Origin of the sequence: Colwellia sp. MB3u-55, assembly GCF_014076785.1 — a bacterium.
Lineage (GTDB): Bacteria > Pseudomonadota > Gammaproteobacteria > Enterobacterales > Alteromonadaceae > Colwellia_A.
Genome location: NZ_JACGUS010000115.1, coordinates 131,493 through 148,027, shown reverse-complemented (window position 1 = coordinate 148,027; position 16,535 = coordinate 131,493). Strand labels below are relative to the sequence as shown.

Annotated in this window: 15 protein-coding genes and 1 other RNA gene; 3 read left to right on the top strand and 13 right to left on the bottom strand. The window is 37.1% G+C overall.

The features are described 5' to 3' along the window. Positions 1–47: 47 nt before the first annotated feature. From H4J66_RS11390 to H4J66_RS11355, 8 genes are all read right to left on the bottom strand, one after another. The gene (locus H4J66_RS11390) at positions 48–1,253 is read right to left on the bottom strand and encodes a PepSY domain-containing protein (protein ID WP_182174561.1); all 1,206 of its coding nucleotides are present in this window, start codon (positions 1,251–1,253) and stop codon (positions 48–50) included. A 72-nt stretch (positions 1,254–1,325) separates the two neighbouring features. Next, a complete protein-coding gene (locus tag H4J66_RS11385) occupies positions 1,326–3,569 on the bottom strand; it encodes a TonB-dependent siderophore receptor (protein ID WP_310650653.1) in 2,244 nt (747 codons plus the stop codon). A gap of 1,252 nt (positions 3,570–4,821) precedes the next feature. Further along, the gene (locus H4J66_RS11380; protein WP_182174558.1) at positions 4,822–6,093 is read right to left on the bottom strand and encodes a lipopolysaccharide assembly protein LapB; all 1,272 of its coding nucleotides are present in this window, start codon (positions 6,091–6,093) and stop codon (positions 4,822–4,824) included. 5 nt (positions 6,094–6,098) lie between these two features. After that, on the bottom strand, positions 6,099–6,713 hold the full coding sequence (locus tag H4J66_RS11375; RefSeq protein ID WP_182174555.1) for an energy transducer TonB: 615 nt from the start codon (positions 6,711–6,713) through the stop codon (positions 6,099–6,101). Positions 6,714–6,716: 3 nt separating this feature from the next. Further along, a complete protein-coding gene (locus H4J66_RS11370; RefSeq protein ID WP_070374082.1) occupies positions 6,717–7,118 on the bottom strand; it encodes a biopolymer transporter ExbD in 402 nt (133 codons plus the stop codon). Between the two features lie 12 nt (positions 7,119–7,130). Further along, entirely contained in the window at positions 7,131–7,655 is a 525-nt protein-coding gene (locus H4J66_RS11365; protein ID WP_070374083.1) for a MotA/TolQ/ExbB proton channel family protein, read from the bottom strand. Next, positions 7,655–8,998, bottom strand: a complete 1,344-nt coding sequence (locus H4J66_RS11360) for a MotA/TolQ/ExbB proton channel family protein (protein ID WP_182174552.1) — start codon at positions 8,996–8,998, stop codon at positions 7,655–7,657. Before H4J66_RS11360 ends, H4J66_RS11365 begins: the two co-directional genes overlap by 1 nt. After that, the gene (locus tag H4J66_RS11355) at positions 8,998–9,780 is read right to left on the bottom strand and encodes a DUF3450 domain-containing protein (RefSeq protein ID WP_182174549.1); all 783 of its coding nucleotides are present in this window, start codon (positions 9,778–9,780) and stop codon (positions 8,998–9,000) included. The genes H4J66_RS11360 and H4J66_RS11355 overlap by 1 nt, the downstream gene beginning before the upstream one ends. A 449-nt stretch (positions 9,781–10,229) precedes the next feature. On the opposite strand from H4J66_RS11355, the gene H4J66_RS11350 reads away from it, so the two are divergent. The 3 genes from H4J66_RS11350 to H4J66_RS11340 all read left to right on the top strand — a co-directional run bounded on the left by H4J66_RS11350 (position 10,230) and on the right by H4J66_RS11340 (position 12,006). Then, positions 10,230–11,015, top strand: a complete 786-nt coding sequence (locus tag H4J66_RS11350) for a TSUP family transporter (protein ID WP_182174546.1) — start codon at positions 10,230–10,232, stop codon at positions 11,013–11,015. A 22-nt stretch (positions 11,016–11,037) separates the two neighbouring features. Beyond that, on the top strand, positions 11,038–11,643 hold the full coding sequence (gene priC, locus H4J66_RS11345; protein WP_182174544.1) for a primosomal replication protein PriC: 606 nt from the start codon (positions 11,038–11,040) through the stop codon (positions 11,641–11,643). Positions 11,644–11,742: 99 nt separating this feature from the next. Then, positions 11,743–12,006, top strand: coding sequence for a late competence development ComFB family protein (locus tag H4J66_RS11340; protein WP_182174541.1), 264 nt, complete (start codon positions 11,743–11,745; stop codon positions 12,004–12,006). A gap of 563 nt (positions 12,007–12,569) precedes the next feature. Here the strand turns inward: H4J66_RS11340 and ffs are convergent. From ffs to H4J66_RS11315, 5 genes are all read right to left on the bottom strand, one after another. Next, an RNA gene (gene ffs / locus H4J66_RS11335) (signal recognition particle sRNA small type) lies at positions 12,570–12,666 on the bottom strand. A gap of 170 nt (positions 12,667–12,836) precedes the next feature. Then, positions 12,837–13,694: a DUF3014 domain-containing protein gene (locus tag H4J66_RS11330; RefSeq protein WP_182174538.1), complete on the bottom strand. Its 858-nt coding sequence runs from the start codon at positions 13,692–13,694 to the stop codon at positions 12,837–12,839. Positions 13,695–13,840: 146 nt separating this feature from the next. Then, on the bottom strand, positions 13,841–14,494 hold the full coding sequence (gene maiA / locus H4J66_RS11325; protein ID WP_182174535.1) for a maleylacetoacetate isomerase: 654 nt from the start codon (positions 14,492–14,494) through the stop codon (positions 13,841–13,843). Between the two features lie 33 nt (positions 14,495–14,527). Then, positions 14,528–16,078: a transcriptional regulator TyrR gene (tyrR, locus tag H4J66_RS11320; RefSeq protein WP_182174532.1), complete on the bottom strand. Its 1,551-nt coding sequence runs from the start codon at positions 16,076–16,078 to the stop codon at positions 14,528–14,530. Between the two features lie 110 nt (positions 16,079–16,188). Next, entirely contained in the window at positions 16,189–16,527 is a 339-nt protein-coding gene (locus tag H4J66_RS11315) for a 4a-hydroxytetrahydrobiopterin dehydratase (protein ID WP_070374100.1), read from the bottom strand. Positions 16,528–16,535: the final 8 nt, after the last annotated feature.

Here is a 16,535-nt window from a genome sequence, read left to right as displayed (position 1 = left end):
ATTTTGAAGTGGTCAAGTCATATTTGACCACTCGCTCATAGTACTTATTAAATTAATACGATTTGGTTAAATAACAATACGGCAAGGACTATTGATATTAAAATTAAAAATAAAGATAGCCACTTTCCAAGTGACATACCTCTATATGCGGCTAGCCAACTCTTTTTTACTTGGTTAAATTCATCACGATGGAGTTTAGCTTGCCTAAGACCATATAGATAAGTTCCTGAAATTGCCAAGGCACTCAGGGCCGTACCAAATAGAAAGTACAGTATTTTGGTATAAATACCATAAAAAACACCAAAATGTAATGGATCAGCAGCTTCTGATATACGTACATGAATTGATTGTTTTTGTGCAAATCTATTGGAAAGAAATTCGCCACTAATCGGATGAAAAATGATATTATTTGCCCGATCACGGACTAATACAGTTCCATTTTGTCCCTGTACTATTACTGAGTTACGTCGTTGACTGGGTAAGATAATTTGTTTGATTTCCATGTCATGGTAGTTAGAAGTATTACTCATTATATTCTCAAATATATCTTGATGTGGCATCTCTATAGATTGATTTTTTGAAACTGTAATCGACTCAACCTGCTCTGGAAATTTTGCATTTAGACCCCACTGCTCAAGTAAGTACCAAGTGCCTGTGACGCATAAAACCAGTAGCAACCAGCTTGACCATAAGCCAAAGAGTCGGTGACAATCATTCCAGAAAACCTTGCGATTATTAGTTCTAGGCTTTACAAAAAATTTCTTCCACCACTGAGGAATAAGAAAAAAACCAGAAATAAGTGAAAAAAACATCAGTAAACCGACAATGCCAACGATGGTAACACCAACAATAGTTGGCATCATAAGATGACGGTGTGACATTCTGAAAAAACGCTGCCAATTGTACCAGCTTCCACTACCTTGATACTTGCCTGTTACTGGGTGATAAAATTGAAAGTAGCGTTGTTCGTTTTTATCTATTCGTATAACTTCAACAGCAAACCAGTCGTCTATTGGCGCATTAATGCTGCTAATAGCATCATCTGGGTTCTGTTTATTGGCTGCCTGATATATAAGTGGCCAATTAATTTTTGATGAATCTATCGCGGGCAGCACTCGTTTACTCGAGTTTGCTAACCAATCAATTTCGTGAGAAACAACTGCTAAGGTGCCTGTGATTAATATAAAACAAATTAATATAGATAGCTTAATGCCCACTAAGCTATGCCATGCATACAACTTTTGTTTATTCATAAATTATCGATCTTAATAAAGCAAAAAGGCCTCTATCAATTGAGGCCTGTTTGCTATGTTAATTGTTGAAAATTACAATGAGTAACTTACTTGTAATAAGATACTGCGTGGCTCACCAGGGAAATGACCATTACGCTTATTAAAACCACTAGTCGCATACTCTTTATCGAAGATATTTTTTAAGTTCAGCTGAACTTGAAAATCGTCGATTTGTGTTTGCCAGCTAGCATCCCAAGTTGTATAAGATTTGACTTTTTGACCATCTAAACTTATACGGTCATCTACAAAGTCAAAACCAACTGCGAATGAAGAGTTTAAGCTTGGTAATTCATAGCGTGTCCACATACCTAATGTATGATCTGGTGCATTGGCAAATTCGTCACCAATGGCGTTTCTAATATCATCAGGATTGCCACCTGTGATTTTGGCGTCGTTGTATGCGTAGTTAATCATACCTGTCCAATGTTCGGTGATGTCACCTACAACATCAATTTCAATACCTTTACTTGTTACTTCACCAATTTGAATTTGCGCTGGACCATCAGTACCTTCTATAAAGTTAGGGTTAGCAACTTTAACGTCTTCTTTTACAATATGATAAGTGGCAAATGTCGTTGTGATACTGCCATCTAACCAAATGTTTTTAATTCCAATTTCATGTTGTGTGCTGGTTTCTGGATCAAAAATTTCACCAATATCTGGTTGGCTAGATAATCTTTGAGGGTTAAAGCCTTCAGCTCTGTTAGCGAATATCGACATATTTTCACTTGGTTGATAAATAGCACCAAGTCGTGGGCTAATTTTATTATCATCAATTTTTTTATTGTTAGTAACATCTTTGTCTTCAAATTGATCAAAACGTGCACCAGCAATAGCTATCCATTGTTCATTAATTCTAATTTGATCTTGCACATAAACACCTAAACGTGTGCTTTTAGTTTCGGTAATACCGCGGTTAAATATTTTATAAGTGCTACTATCTGAAACACCATAAACAGGATTAAGAATATCTATTGTTTGAACATGAATAGCAGGATCGAATATCTGTCTTGGATCTTCAAAATTGTCTGCATCTGTTGTTCTTGTTAAGTCGCTAAATTTATTATGGAATTCAGTTTCAACTTCAGAATAATCAAAGCCAAATAATAAGGTATGCTCTAATCCAGAAAGCGTTGATTCGTAAACAAAGTCAGTGGTGATACTCAATTCGTCATTTTTACGCTTTTGATCACGGAATTGGCGAAGCATCGCAGTGTCTTCAGCAGGAAAACCTAATGCACCTAAAAGTGGTAAAGAAGCTGCTTTGATTGCAGGGTTAAGATCACCAACTAATCCCGCATTTTCATGATATTGTTGATTTCGTTCATTGCTTAATGCTCTTATCACTGTGGTATTAGTAAAATCATCAGCAAGTTCTATATTAGCAGTGACTTGAAAAACATCAGCTTCTAGGCGTTGAAAGTCTGATTTTTCGTTTGCATTGTAGCTAAGATCAGTTAAAAAGTTACCATTGTCATCTACTGGAACACCACGTAAACGATGTCCTCCTAGATCTTGATCAATATAATCATATTGAAAAATTAATTCAGTTTTATCATTTGCTAACCAAGTTAAACCTGCAGAAAGTAATGTATTTTTTTCATCTGTATTATTACGGAAGCCGTCTTTACTTTGATAGAAGCCACCTACGCGATACGCGAGTGTCTCATCTTCATTGAGTGTACCTGTGGTTTCTGCATTTCCGCCAAATAAGCTATCGTTACCTGTAAATAAAGCAAAGTTTGCCGTTTGTTCAAATTTAGGTTTCTTAGTGACGTAGTTAAGTAATCCACCAGGCTGTCCAGCTCCATAGAGCATGCCTGTAGGACCTTTTAATACTTCTACACGTTCAATATTAAATAATTGAGGGATAGAAAATCCAGAATACGGGTCGCCTTGAACGCCATCATATCTAACCTGATCTTGACGGAAACCACGTGCGTTAATGCCAGAATAACTAAACTGTGTAACACCTGAAATTGAGCGGTAAAGATCTGTTGTTTGCCTAACAGCTTGATCGAGCATTAATTCGTTACTTAAGACTTGAACCGATTGCGGCAAATCCATGAATTTAGTTGGTGTTTTTGTCGCCATTGTAGCTTCATCAACGAAATAAAATTGTGCAGCTCGACCTTTGATAGTGATAACTTCAATGTCTTTTTCTGTGATATTTTGTTCTGCGTTGCTTTGCGCGAAAGCGGGGCCAGCAAGACCTGATGAAATAGCTAATACTAATAAAGATTTTTTATAGAGTAATTTTCCAGATTTAATGTTCACGACTTTCCTTAGAGTGTTAATGAGAATGATTATTATTAAAGTTTGCGCGCATATTATTGCAAATGATTCTCATTTGCAATACCTGATTTAATTTATTAATTATTGACACATTTTCGCTAGTGAATGATTTTAATAAAGAAACTACTATTTATTGGCAAGAATACATTCAGTTAAGCGCTTCACTTACGATGAAGCGCTCAAGGTTTATTCAAATGGCTTTAGTATTAAACAGGCAACATAGGTGTTGTAAATAAAATATGAACAGTTGAAGTTTATTGCACTTAACCCCTGGGCTTTTATTTCATTCGGTAAAACCAAGTTTAGACAAATACACTGGCCAGATATGTGATTAATCACCAAAGTGTTGAAATCTAAATAGGTGTTTACATCGGGATAGATAGCTTAAAATAAGGCTTCTTTGCTAGAAAAAGCAATAGTTACTAATTGTTTATGACTTAGTGGCTGCATAGACAATGTTTTTTTTCAGCTTCTGTAATAATGCTCTGATCAATTTGTAGGGCAGTTTCTTTGCTGAGCCAATGGTATTGAAATAAAGGTTAGAAGAGTAAATGCTGAAGTGCTTAATATGGCTTTGAATAGACTTGTACCAAAGAAATATAAATAGCAGCCCGTACTAAATTATTTTTAAGATATAAATTAACTTTAATATGGCAAAAAAGTAGCCGTATTGTTGGAATGGATGCCGTTAGTGAAAGAAACACTAATGGATCCATAGGTAGATACTGACCATAAACCTATCTCGCTAAGTGCCCCACAGTGAGATAGAACCATAAAAAATTAATACCTAAAATCATATTAATCTAATGTCCGCTTTGGTATTTTCTAATCAAATTAGAATTTTTGACTTTATAGATTCAAGATGAAATTTAGAACAATTCTATTATCTAACGCAGGGCTGATTTTCATCGGTTCACTTGTCGCTAGATAAGCCAAGGCTAAGGTCTTCTTTCGTATCAGAGAAGACCTTTTTGGTGCTGATTTAGGGTGTTAGGAAAGGTCTATTTTATGGCAAAAGTGATCATTGGAAGCCAATCTCATTTAGTGATTGGTAGTCTCAAACATTATGTGCTGTCACACTATACAACGTCTTTATTATTTTAATGAAGCGGTTAGTCCAAAAATTTATCAAAGGTAATCAACTAAATTTAACAAAGTATCTTTTGGATTTAAGGAATTTTAGCTATAAAAAAACCAGCCATAAGGCTGGTTTTTAAAGCAAAAACAAAAGAAGTTAAATAGAAACGTTCTTACGTGCTGCAGTATCTTTGATATAAGTAACCCAACCTTTAGCCGTTCTCCGTGACTTGGGGTCTTTTAGTGCTTTTTGTACATAAACATTGGCTTGCTTATAATTTTCAAGATAAAAGTATGATTCTGCAATACTTTGGTTCAAGCGACCTTCGTTACTAACACCAATCTCGATGGCTTTCTTTAAAGCAACTATCGCTTTAGCAAATTGCTCATCTTGATTTAACAACATACCTTGCTTGCTGTAATGCTTAGATAAATTAGTCATTTTGGCTAATTCACCGTAGTAAGCAGCAGCTTTACCTATATGCTGAGCAGCATGCCAGCTGTTAGCTAAAGTAAAGAGGTTTTTGTCATCACGAGGTACAACGCCCGAATCAATATACTTTTCCATTAAAACAGCTGCTTTATGTGGAATTCGACTTTGGGCATACAAATTAGCAAGCATCTTAATTTCGTTTTCTTTATCAAGATAGCCTTGCTTATAAGCTAGATCCAATGTTTGTAAGCTTTTTGGGTAATCTTCAACCATCGCATAAAACGAGGCTAACTGAGTCCAAAATAGTTTAACTTCAGGGAATAATTGCACTGCTGTTTCTAAAACGTCAACACATTCTTTAAACATCTTACGTTCATAGTAAGAGTTTAATTTAAGAACATGCGGGTTTTGGTTTTTATTATCACCAAAAACCGCGATAGCATTATCGGCAGCAGGAATAACCTTAGCGTATTGTTTAAGTTCTAAATTAGCCTGAGCTATTTTTATCCAAACATTACCGTCAGTTTCCCCTGTAAATTTCATCCAAGCATCATAAGCAATAAGCGCTTCTTTATAGCCTTGTACTTGCATCTGCAAGTCACCCACTAGTTTTAGTGAGTCTGCATGCTCTTTCTCATTTAAGATATCAGGTGCAAGTGCTTTATTGAGGTAGATAATTGCATTCTTTTCATCACTTTTCTGCGCATACATCACGCCAATAAAACGATCTAGAAAGGCAATATCATAATCTTTTTTTGCGTTTATTTCTAAAAGCAAAGTCAGAGCATTGTCGATGTTAGAACCATCTTCAGCTTCAACGCCGTAAGCTTCAAAAGCTTTGGCTACCTTTTTACCAACAGAAGGACCAACAAGCTGTGTTTTACGCTCTTGTCTCTCACTCTGTTCGGCTCCTATAGCATAAGCTACAGGGGATAAAGGCAAATGAGCAATCGTTACTGAACCAATGATCAATATAGATATAAAAATCTTATTCATTCTGATTACTCCTTATTCATACTAAAGTCTAGTTGTACCGTTAAACCAGGACGACGTTGAGCAACACCGTCAACAACTTTTGGCTTGTAACGCCATTTTTTCAAAGCGCGTTTAGCCTCTCTGTCAAATATACGTTTTGGATCTGAATCCATAACTTCAACATCTTCAACACCACCAAGTTCGTTGATGGTAAATGAAAGCTTAACCCAGCCTTCTTTTCCATCACGAGCGGCTTGCTGTGGATACTTAGGATCAATACGTACGATTGGCGATGCATCACCGTCACGTCCAAAACCACCTCCCGGAGCAGACATACCTGAATTAGCACCAGATAATTGCACACTAGGCATATTAAACGTTAGTCCACCTGAGTTGTTATTAGCTTCAGGCTCTGGAGCTTGAGGCTTAGGTGGCGTTTTTGGCGGTGGTGGCGGCGGTGGCGGTACACGCTGTCGACGTTCTGCTGCTGACTTAGGCGGCGTAGTATTAACTTCTACAATAATATTATCCAATGGATCTTGTTTCGTCATGTCACCACTTGAAACAAGAAAAGCCATAAAAGAAAATAGTGCAAAAGTTACCGCTGCGCCTAGTAGTAATGAAACTAAAAAGCGAACCATAGACTACCCCTTCGCTGCAGCAATAGAAATTCTATCTATACCTGCATCTTTAATCGCATCCATCACTTTAACAACTATGCCATGTTTTGCATCTTTGTCTGCTTGAATGATAACAACATCAGTTGGTTGCTCTGCTAATAATTTTTCAATGTTAGCAGCAACACGTTCGACATCAACGCGACGTTTATCTAACCAAATTTCGCCATTTTCTCTAACAGCAATAAAGATGTTAGCTGATTTTTGCTTGCTTTGGTTAGCGGCTTTAGGTTTATTAACTTCAATACCAGCTTCTTTTACAAATGAAGTGGTTACTATGAAGAAGATCAGCATGATAAATACGATGTCTAGCATCGGTGTCATATCAATTACTGCTTCTTCGTCTTCACGAATACGTTTACGTGCCATTCGAATATCTCTCTAGTGATGAGGTAAACTGTCAATCAGTTTAGCCTTTGCTAGTTTAACTTTAGCGTCTAACCTTGTACTGAAAAACACTCCTGATAACGCAGCAACCATTCCCGCCATTGTCGGGATAGTAGCCATTGATATACCAGCAGCCATCAGACGCGGATTACCTGTACCTTGTTGAGCCATTGTCTCAAACACACCAATCATACCGGTGACTGTACCTAACAATCCAATAAGTGGACACATTGCCACTAAGGTTCTAATTGTGAGCATACGTTGCTCTAGTAATTCTGTCGCTTCGGAGATCCAAGTATCTCTAATCCGATGGGCATACCAAGATGTAGTATCTTGGCGTGCATCCCAACGATTGACGATATCGTCTTTCATTGCAGGATAAATTTTTGATAAGAACCAGTAGCGTTCAATCATCATTACCCACATCAGTAAGAGAGCGAAGGCAACAACATATAATACGTTACCACCTGTCGCAATAAAACTCCTGACAGATTCCCAAAGCTCTATCAGGAATAACATTATTTAGACTCCTTCTCAGCAATGGCAGCAATTAACCCTGCGCTTTGCTCATCAAGCTTTTGCAATACTGACTTACTTTTACCCGCAACAACACTGTGGATTAAGATAAGTGGTAATGCACAAATTAGACCTAGTGCAGTTGTTACAAGTGCAAGAGAGATATCACCTGCCATTATTTTCGGGTCGCCTGTACCAAACAATGTAATCGTTTGGAAAGTCATAATCATACCGATTACTGTACCTAATAGACCCATTAAAGGAGCAATAGCAGCAAACATTTTGATTAAGTTGATACCGCGATCGATTTTCGGTGTTTCACGTAAAATAGCTTCATCAAGTTTAAGTTCAAGTGTTTCAGCGTCAACATTTTTGTTTTCGTGATAAACCTTGATTAAACGTCCTAATGGATTGTTATCATTAGGCTGTTCAATATTCTTCTCTTGAGTCTTAATACGAGAGCTAATAGTTGTTAAGAAAATCATACGCTCTAAAGCAATTAAGAAACCGATAACAAGTAATACTGTGATTGCATAACCAACAGTGCCACCTTCATGGTAGAACTCCATAAGAACTTTCTTACGAGTTTCAAGGGCTAAGATACCACCACGTGAAGGATCTACGTATAGAGGATGGTAGCCAGAAGTTTCACTAAAGAAATCAGAAGCTGTGCTAGAAATATAACCCGCTGGCTGTTTAGCCAAAGGTTGAATTTGACCAACTTCATCATTGTAATTTAAGAAACCATCAGCAGATACTAAGTTAAAAGTACCAATACGTGTAACAGTTTGCGTAGAGGTTGAACCATCTAAGCTTGTTACTTCAGCGCTAAACTGTGAAATTTTACCCGATTGAGTCATTTCAGTTTGTAAAGCAATCCATAACTCTTCAAGTTGCTCAAGTTCAGGTATTTTCTTAGAGTTGGCAATAACATCTAATGTCGCGCCACGTCCAGGAAATTCAGCACTTACAATTGATGTTACGATTTGACCGTAAGCATCAGCGGCAGCAGCACGAGTAACACCAAACATTTCGCCAAGAGTACCTTTAGCGTTGTCTAACTCAATTGAACGTTGCGCGATTGTAATATCGTTGGCAGCATATTCTTTAGTTAAGCGGTCGTTACGTGTATTTTGATTGGCTAATTCTTTCTTAGCTTTATTCAAAAGTGCTTGCTTGTCTGCACGAGCTGAAGTGAACTCTGCTTCGCGCGCTTTATCAAGCTTGCCTTCAGAAATCCGATCGTTTTTAACTTGTTTTAATAAATCATCCAAGTCATTAGCTACGGCTGAAGTTGCTACAGTCATTGACGCTGCAAGCATTACAAAATTAATAATTTTTCTCATTATTTCGCTCCCGCTGCAAATACTGGTAATTTAGTCAAATCTTTTGGTAATTGGTTACGCGCCATAGCGATTGCATCTTTAGTAGGCTTTAAGTATTCATCACCCAGTGCTTGCCAACCGCGTGTCTCATTGTTCCACACCCAAACATTTTTCATGTCAAGTGATTGAGCAACTAGAGCTACACGGCCCATATGAACGAAATCAGCAGTAATTGTACGGTCGCCTAAATCAAGCTCACCTTGATAAGCTGCAAAAACAGTACCGTAGTTTGCTTCAATTTCGTAAGCTTCAAGTACTAAACGAAACTGTTCAGATACCGAAATATCAGAAGCGCCTAGCACGTCACGTAAATTAGCAACGCGCTCTTTACGGTTTTCAATATTCACAGGAATATCTAACGCTACAAACTTGTCTAACGTATCAATCATCTTATACATAAGAGGAACGATACCTTGTTTAGTTTTGTCAATACCAGCGATCTGATCTTCTAAAGATTTGATATTCTCAAGTTGGTCATTGACCATTAATTGAATGTGATCATTGTATTGAGATAAAGTTTCAGCTTCATCAACAGTTAAACGATATTCACCTAAAAGTTCAATAGTTTGTTCATAAATACTATTGATTTTTTCTTGTGATTTTTTAGAAGCTTGAAAAGTGCTAGCTTCTGCTTTTTGTAGTTCTGATAATGCATCTGCAGAAGCGAAGTTGCTTGCTGTTAATGCTAGTGCGCCAATTATCGTCGAAGCGATAAGGCTTTTCTTGTTGCTAAATTTGGACATAGTTCCCAACCAATTGCTATTGAATGTGGATAACATGGAGATGTTAACGCAAATTTAATAATCTGCCATTTTAAGTTTTTATTTCTCTAGAATAAAACAATGCAATAATCCCAGACGACAGCGTTGCTGTCAACTAGGTACATAAAAAAGGCTGCTAATTACCAGCAAATTATATAAATTTGCTGGTTTCGTTACAAAAAATAAACATTAAGTTAAAAAAATCGTAAGTGATTTGCAGTAACTTTCTGAATAAATTAGGCGACTAAACAAACACAATTTTCTGTAAATATATTTGCTCCTATTAGTTTTACTAATTCATTCGTACTAAGTCAAATTTATTTATTGAAATATTCATAATATTTATAACAAAAAGGTGGGTAATTTGACATATTTAAAGATTAAAACCGTGCTACTATTAGCCTATAGCACTAATTTACCTATATTTATTTATGTTTATAGATTCAACTTTTAATTTTGAAATTTGGTTCACTTTATGTGCCATTGGATTTATCGCAGGGCTCATTGATGCAATAGCTGGCGGTGGAGGTATGCTAACTGTTCCAACATTACTCTCTGCCGGTTTACCACCACATCTTGCTTTAGGTACCAATAAACTTGCCGCTTCTTTTGGTTCATTAACCGCTTCAGTGACTTTTTATCGTAAAAAGTTATTTGATCCCAAATTTTGGCGTTTATCTATTTTATATACGGCGATAGGTGCTGTTGTGGGCACGTTTGCTGTTGGCTATTTGTCAGGTGATTTTCTAGAAAAATTTATTCCTATTGTTATCGTTATCACTGCCATTTACACCCTGTTTTCTAAAACAATTGTCACTGAGTTAAAGGGGCTACCTACGTTAACTTTTCGTTTAAAAATCACCCAAAGCATTCAGGGTTTACTCTTAGGGTTTTACGATGGATTCGCCGGTCCTGGAACCGGGGCATTTTGGACCGCATCCTCAAGTGCACTCTACAAAATAAACATATTACTGAGCTGCGGATTGGCGCGTTCAACGAATTTTGTCAGTAATTTTTGTAGTTTATTAACCTTTATTTATTTTGGTTATGTTAATTTTATTATCGGTATTTCGATGGGTATATTTATCATGCTAGGTGCCGCTGTGGGTGCGCATTGGGCAATAAAGTTTGGTAACCGCTTTATTCGTCCTGTTTTCATCATCGTCGTTATTTCTATGTCAGCAAATTTAACTTATCATGCGTGGTTCACTCAATAACAAGGTCAAGAGGTCGTCAAATATGCAATTAGCAATCGACAGAATTACAGCTGTTTTAGATAGTCTAGCAGAGCAGGCTAAAATTATTGATACTGAAAATCAGCAGACTAAATCACATTATCTTTTAAAAGATAAAGATATCTTTTCAGAAGCTTTATTTGCCACCAATAGTGATAAAATAGGTGCATATGTTGAAGAGGTACGCGGTAAAACTATCGAATTGGCTCGGTTATTACAGAGTGGAAAAAAAGAACTATCACAAAATAGATTACAAGGTATTGAGCAACAAATATCATCAATAATCAATGCAATAAGATCAAACAAAGGGCTTCATCAAGAAGCACAATACCGATTAACAGCGATAAACGCTAGGCGCTATAAAAAAGCGGCCAAAGAACTCTTTAAATCCAGTCAAGCGCTCTATCAGCAATTAGCAGAGCACCACGAGTTTGAACGCCGCTTACTCGCTATGCTCAATGAAAGAGAGCAACTTCGTCAAAGCGCAACGCCTGCCAAAGCAAAGAAAATATTGGATGAAGTCCTTGCTCTTCATCAAAGGTTAGGTCGTTGTCGTCAGGCTATTTCAAAAATAGAGCGCGAAATAGAAGTTTCAGAAAAACCGCGATGATATCTGTTAAATAACTCGCTTTTTACTTCGTCTCGCATTAATCTTAAATGATAACAAACAATAAATTGATCCATTATTTAATCGTAAAAGAGGGCTGGAATGAGAATATCTGATGACATTCATAACTATTATGAAAAACTAGTCGTACAACACTTTGCCGCACTAAAATTACAAGAGAAATATGAAGTTGATTTTATTGCGGACTTAACCTGTGTAGTGCTCAATCAATTACCCACCCGTTATATTAGACATGAAGTTGATATGTCATTCTACTTGCCTGCTTCAGAGCGTTTTGAAATGGAAAACAATGTAAAAGTTGCGATTAGTAAGGCAATAGAGTTTATGAAAACTCACAACACTTAACTACGGCTCTTTAATCTATTAATAAGGCAAGTGGTCAAGTCAATGCTCACTTGCTTTTACCTTTAAGCATTTTCTTTAATTGATGACCTGCCCTTTTTGTTAAACCATTAAAGTTTTAATACCAATTAATATTACTCTTTTTATTCATTAACTAGCTAAATGCCTTTAACTTTGTCAGAAACCAGCTAACCCACTTAAATGACCTTAAAAGTATAAAGACATAAATATACCTGTATTATCCCTTTGCACTCATTTATGAGTGTTTCAGTGCTTACAGTTAGGATATATGAATGTGTGATGACATCAGTAAATGATTTATTAACAGCTGACAAGTATCATGAGCCCTTTAAATGACATTGCTGCCAGCAACCATCAGGCAGTAAATTAATATTTTATTGGCTTGTTTGTTACGGGATATTCTTGGGACTATCAGATAGAATTATTTCGCTAGCGATAAATACCGTCTCGAATGTATAAATGGGAGTTTTAGTTGTACAGAGTTGATAATAAAAGTTAGAAGGTATCTAAAGATTGTAAGTGATAGATGAAAAGAGTGGTGGCAACCCTAGCAGCCACACCTCGGCACATGAGTCGTCTGCTGCGGTTGCTTCCTTCCGGATCTGGCCGAGTTCACAGAGTATCATTGCGAGGGGACCGAAAGGGTCACCATAGAAAGTTGTCGTCCTCACTTCAACGGCGCGAATTATGGCTAAAGATTTAGCTTGATGCAAGCGCTAGTTATATAAATAAAATCGTTCGCTGTTTTTTTAACCACACTAGCAGGTGTATAGCTAAAATCACCTTTAAATTACCTTTAAATTACCTTTAAACTATGGACGCTCACGCGCCAACCGTTCATTAATTTCTAATAAGACTGATTTAATCACCAATAGGTTTTCTTTACCTAAACGTAATAACAGTTTATCGGCAGCATCAAGGGCTTCTATTTTTTCATCTTTGTAGCGAAACATCACACTGGGGCGAACTAAGTCTAATGATTCTTTTGGAATCTCCATATCCAAGACCTTGGTAATAGCATCATGTAACACTTCAGTAAAGTTGTCGTCTGGATAGCCTAGCTCTGCATAAGCTTGATCAATTAAAGGTTTCATTTCAAAGTACGACTGCACCAGTGTTTCACTGTCAAATGAGCGCAGTAAATCAACATAAAGTGTAAAACGTCGTGTTGCTGACTCATCCCACTTCCAATCGCTACTTGCCCCGTTATTAACCTCAGTTGCTAAAAATTTAGCATTAGGTTTAATTAACGGGCTATGTTCGTAAGCAAGATTACCTTGTGCAAAATTATCAGTAAATACCACAAAACGGCGGATCATATCTTTATCAATGACCAACTTTAACAATTCTTTACGCCAAGTAAAGCTTGGTAGCTTTTCTTGTAACCAAACATCACTTTCATTTAAGGTCGGTAATATCGGTTTAGGCGCAATAGCAACAAGAGGCTCTGTCACCACTAAAGGAAAAGCTTCTTCTTCAGCTATTATTGGCTCTATTATAGGCTCGGGCGGAATTTCAACCTTAACAACGGCCACTGGCGCCACCTCAACAACTTCTTGTTCGGTTGTCGATGACATATATAACCAAACTAAGGCGGCTATCACTATAGCAATAATAACGGCAATAATGCCCCAAGAGGTCTGTTTACCTTTTTGCGCTTTATCTTCCATAGGTACCTAATATTCAATTTATCTAAAGAATGCATGATGAGTAACCATTGCAACCCGTTTTCATCTAAGTTGCAAGGGAAATACGTGATCTATAATAACTTTTATCTGAAATTGAGTTTTTATCTTATTATCTTATTACTTAACAATTATAAAATAGCATCGTCTTGATTTTCTGGTAGTGCCTTTATAAAAGCAGGTAACTGGTTACAACGCTCAACAATAGCATTAATAAGCGGAAATGCTGACATATCTACTTTAAAACGATTGGCATTGTAAACTTGTGGAACAAGACAAAGATCAGCAATAGTGACATAATCACCATAGCAGTATTTTCCTGAAACCTTTTGTAGTTTTTCTTCAAAGGCAGCAAAACCAATGCTCATCCAATGATGACTCCAGGCTAATTTATCTCCATCTTCAGCACCTAATGTATTAACGAGATATTGTTGTACTCGTAAGTTAGTCACCGGGTGTACTTCACAGGCGATATCTAAGGCAAGTGCTTGCACTTGTGCTTTAGCATAAATACTTACGGGATAGAGCTGTGGTTGAGGGTATTTATTATCAAGGTAATCAAGTATTGCCATACTTTGATTTAGTACCAAGTCGCCCTCAACTGTCTCATCAATTAACGTTGGAACTAAATGAGTTGGATTAAGTGCAATATAAGCTGCACTGTGCTGTTCACCGCCATTGTTAACTAAATGTACGGGTACAGATTCACAATCAATATTTTTTAAATGCAAAGCAATTCTTACTCGATATGCGGCGGACGAACGCCAATAACCAAAAAGTTTCATTTTATATCTCTATTTGTTATCTGTATGAGTTATTTATATTTTAACGGTCTTTTTATTGATGTCATATTCACGTAATTTATTTGCAATGGCGGTATGGCTTAATCCTAATTTTTTCGCTAATTGTCGAGTACTTGGATAAGCCGGATATAGTTTTCTAAGTAAATCAGCTTCAAAACTCTTAACCGCTGCATCTAAAGTTCCTTCAAATTCCTTTTCTAGATAACCATGTTCACGTGTATATGCAGGTAATTGCAGATGAGAGGTCATCACAATACTGCCTTCCATTAATGATACCGCACGAATTAATACATTTTCGAGCTGGCGAACATTACCTGGCCAGGGATAATGTTCGATAAAATCACGACAGTCATCTGACATAGTGACAATCGTTTTACCAATATGTTGACCAAATTTGACAATAAAAAATTCAGCCAGAGGAATAATATCCGAACGTCGGTCACGCAATGAAGGTATATTTAGTCCAAGTACATTTAAACGGTAGTAAAGGTCTTCTCTAAAATCGCCGGTAGAAACCATGCTAAGCAGGTCACAGTTGGTTGAACTAATGATCCTGACATTAACCCTTATCTCTTGCTCGTCATTGACGCGACGAAAAGTACCATCTTGAATGACACGCAGCACTTTAGTTTGTAATTTAGGTGACATCTCCCCCACTTCATCTAGAAATATGGTGCCACCGTCTGCTGATTCAAACAAACCCCGCTTAGCTTTATTTTCGCCTTTTGAACCCGCGCCAAAAAGTTCTGTTTCTGCATCATCATCGGGTAATGCTGCACAGCTTAAAGTCATAAAAGGTTTGTTACTGCGATCACTCGCGGCGTGACAAGCATGAGCTAAAAGTTCTTTGCCCGTGCCCGTTTCACCGACAATGAGCATTGAAGAGTCAAGGAGTGCCATACGTTTTGCTTCACGAATAACTTTACGCATCGAGCCACTACTTGCTTGTATACCGGCAAAATTATTTTCATTCGCTTGTTTAAAGGCACTTATTTGTTGGCCTAAACGTGCTTCTGATTTTAAAATTAATACCGCACCCGCTAAAACAGGGATACCGCTTTGATCAGTCACATGGATAGGCATGATATCAGCCACAAAGTCATCATCTTGAAATTTTAAGCGACGCGTTTGAGCAAGGACTTCATCGGCATCTAACCAGCGACTAAAGTTAAAGCCTTTTAACCAATTGCCAACATTATCGCCAATAATTTCATGATCTTTACAGCCCATAATACTGGCAGCTACGGTATTTACAATACGGATATCACCTTTTGCATCAATAGATATAAAGGGATCAGGAAAAGTTTTAATCAGCGTAGAGAGTTCATTACGCTCACGTTCAGAGGGCATAAAAGGTGTTGTTTTTACATCATTCACACCTTCAATTAAACGTAAACGCGGCATAAAGGTTTGTAATTGGCTAAATTCTAAGTCAGGTATGTTGATAAAAATTTCGCCGGGCTGCTTTAGTTCGATGCCACGTAAATTGATTTCATGTTCAACAAATATTTCTAATACTTCTCGGGCAATGCCGACTCGATCGCAACAAACAATTTCTAAACGCATTTACCTTACCTTAATAGCCAAGTATTCCTGTTTGCTATTGTAAACTAATTTGTACAACAAAAAAAAGCCCCCTGAGGTAGGAGGCTGCTATTATCTAATGTAAGCAAATATTACAAAAGTTTGTCAGTTTTTGCTGCACAAATAAAATCATTACGGTGTAGCCCTTTAATAGCATGTGTCCACCAAGTAATTTTTACTTTGCCCCACTCTAATAAAATCGCTGGATGATGGAATTCTTCTTCGGCTAATGCAGAGACTTTATTTGCAAATGCCCATGATAATTTGTAGTTCTTAAATTTATACTCACGTTCAAGCATCATAACCCCGTCACGCACTTCAGGGATCCAGTCTGGTATTTGTGATAAAAGTGCCGGTAACTCTTCATCACTCACTTGTGGCGCGCCAACTTGGCATGCTTCACATTTTTGTACAGATAATTGCTCAGTCATTATTTTTC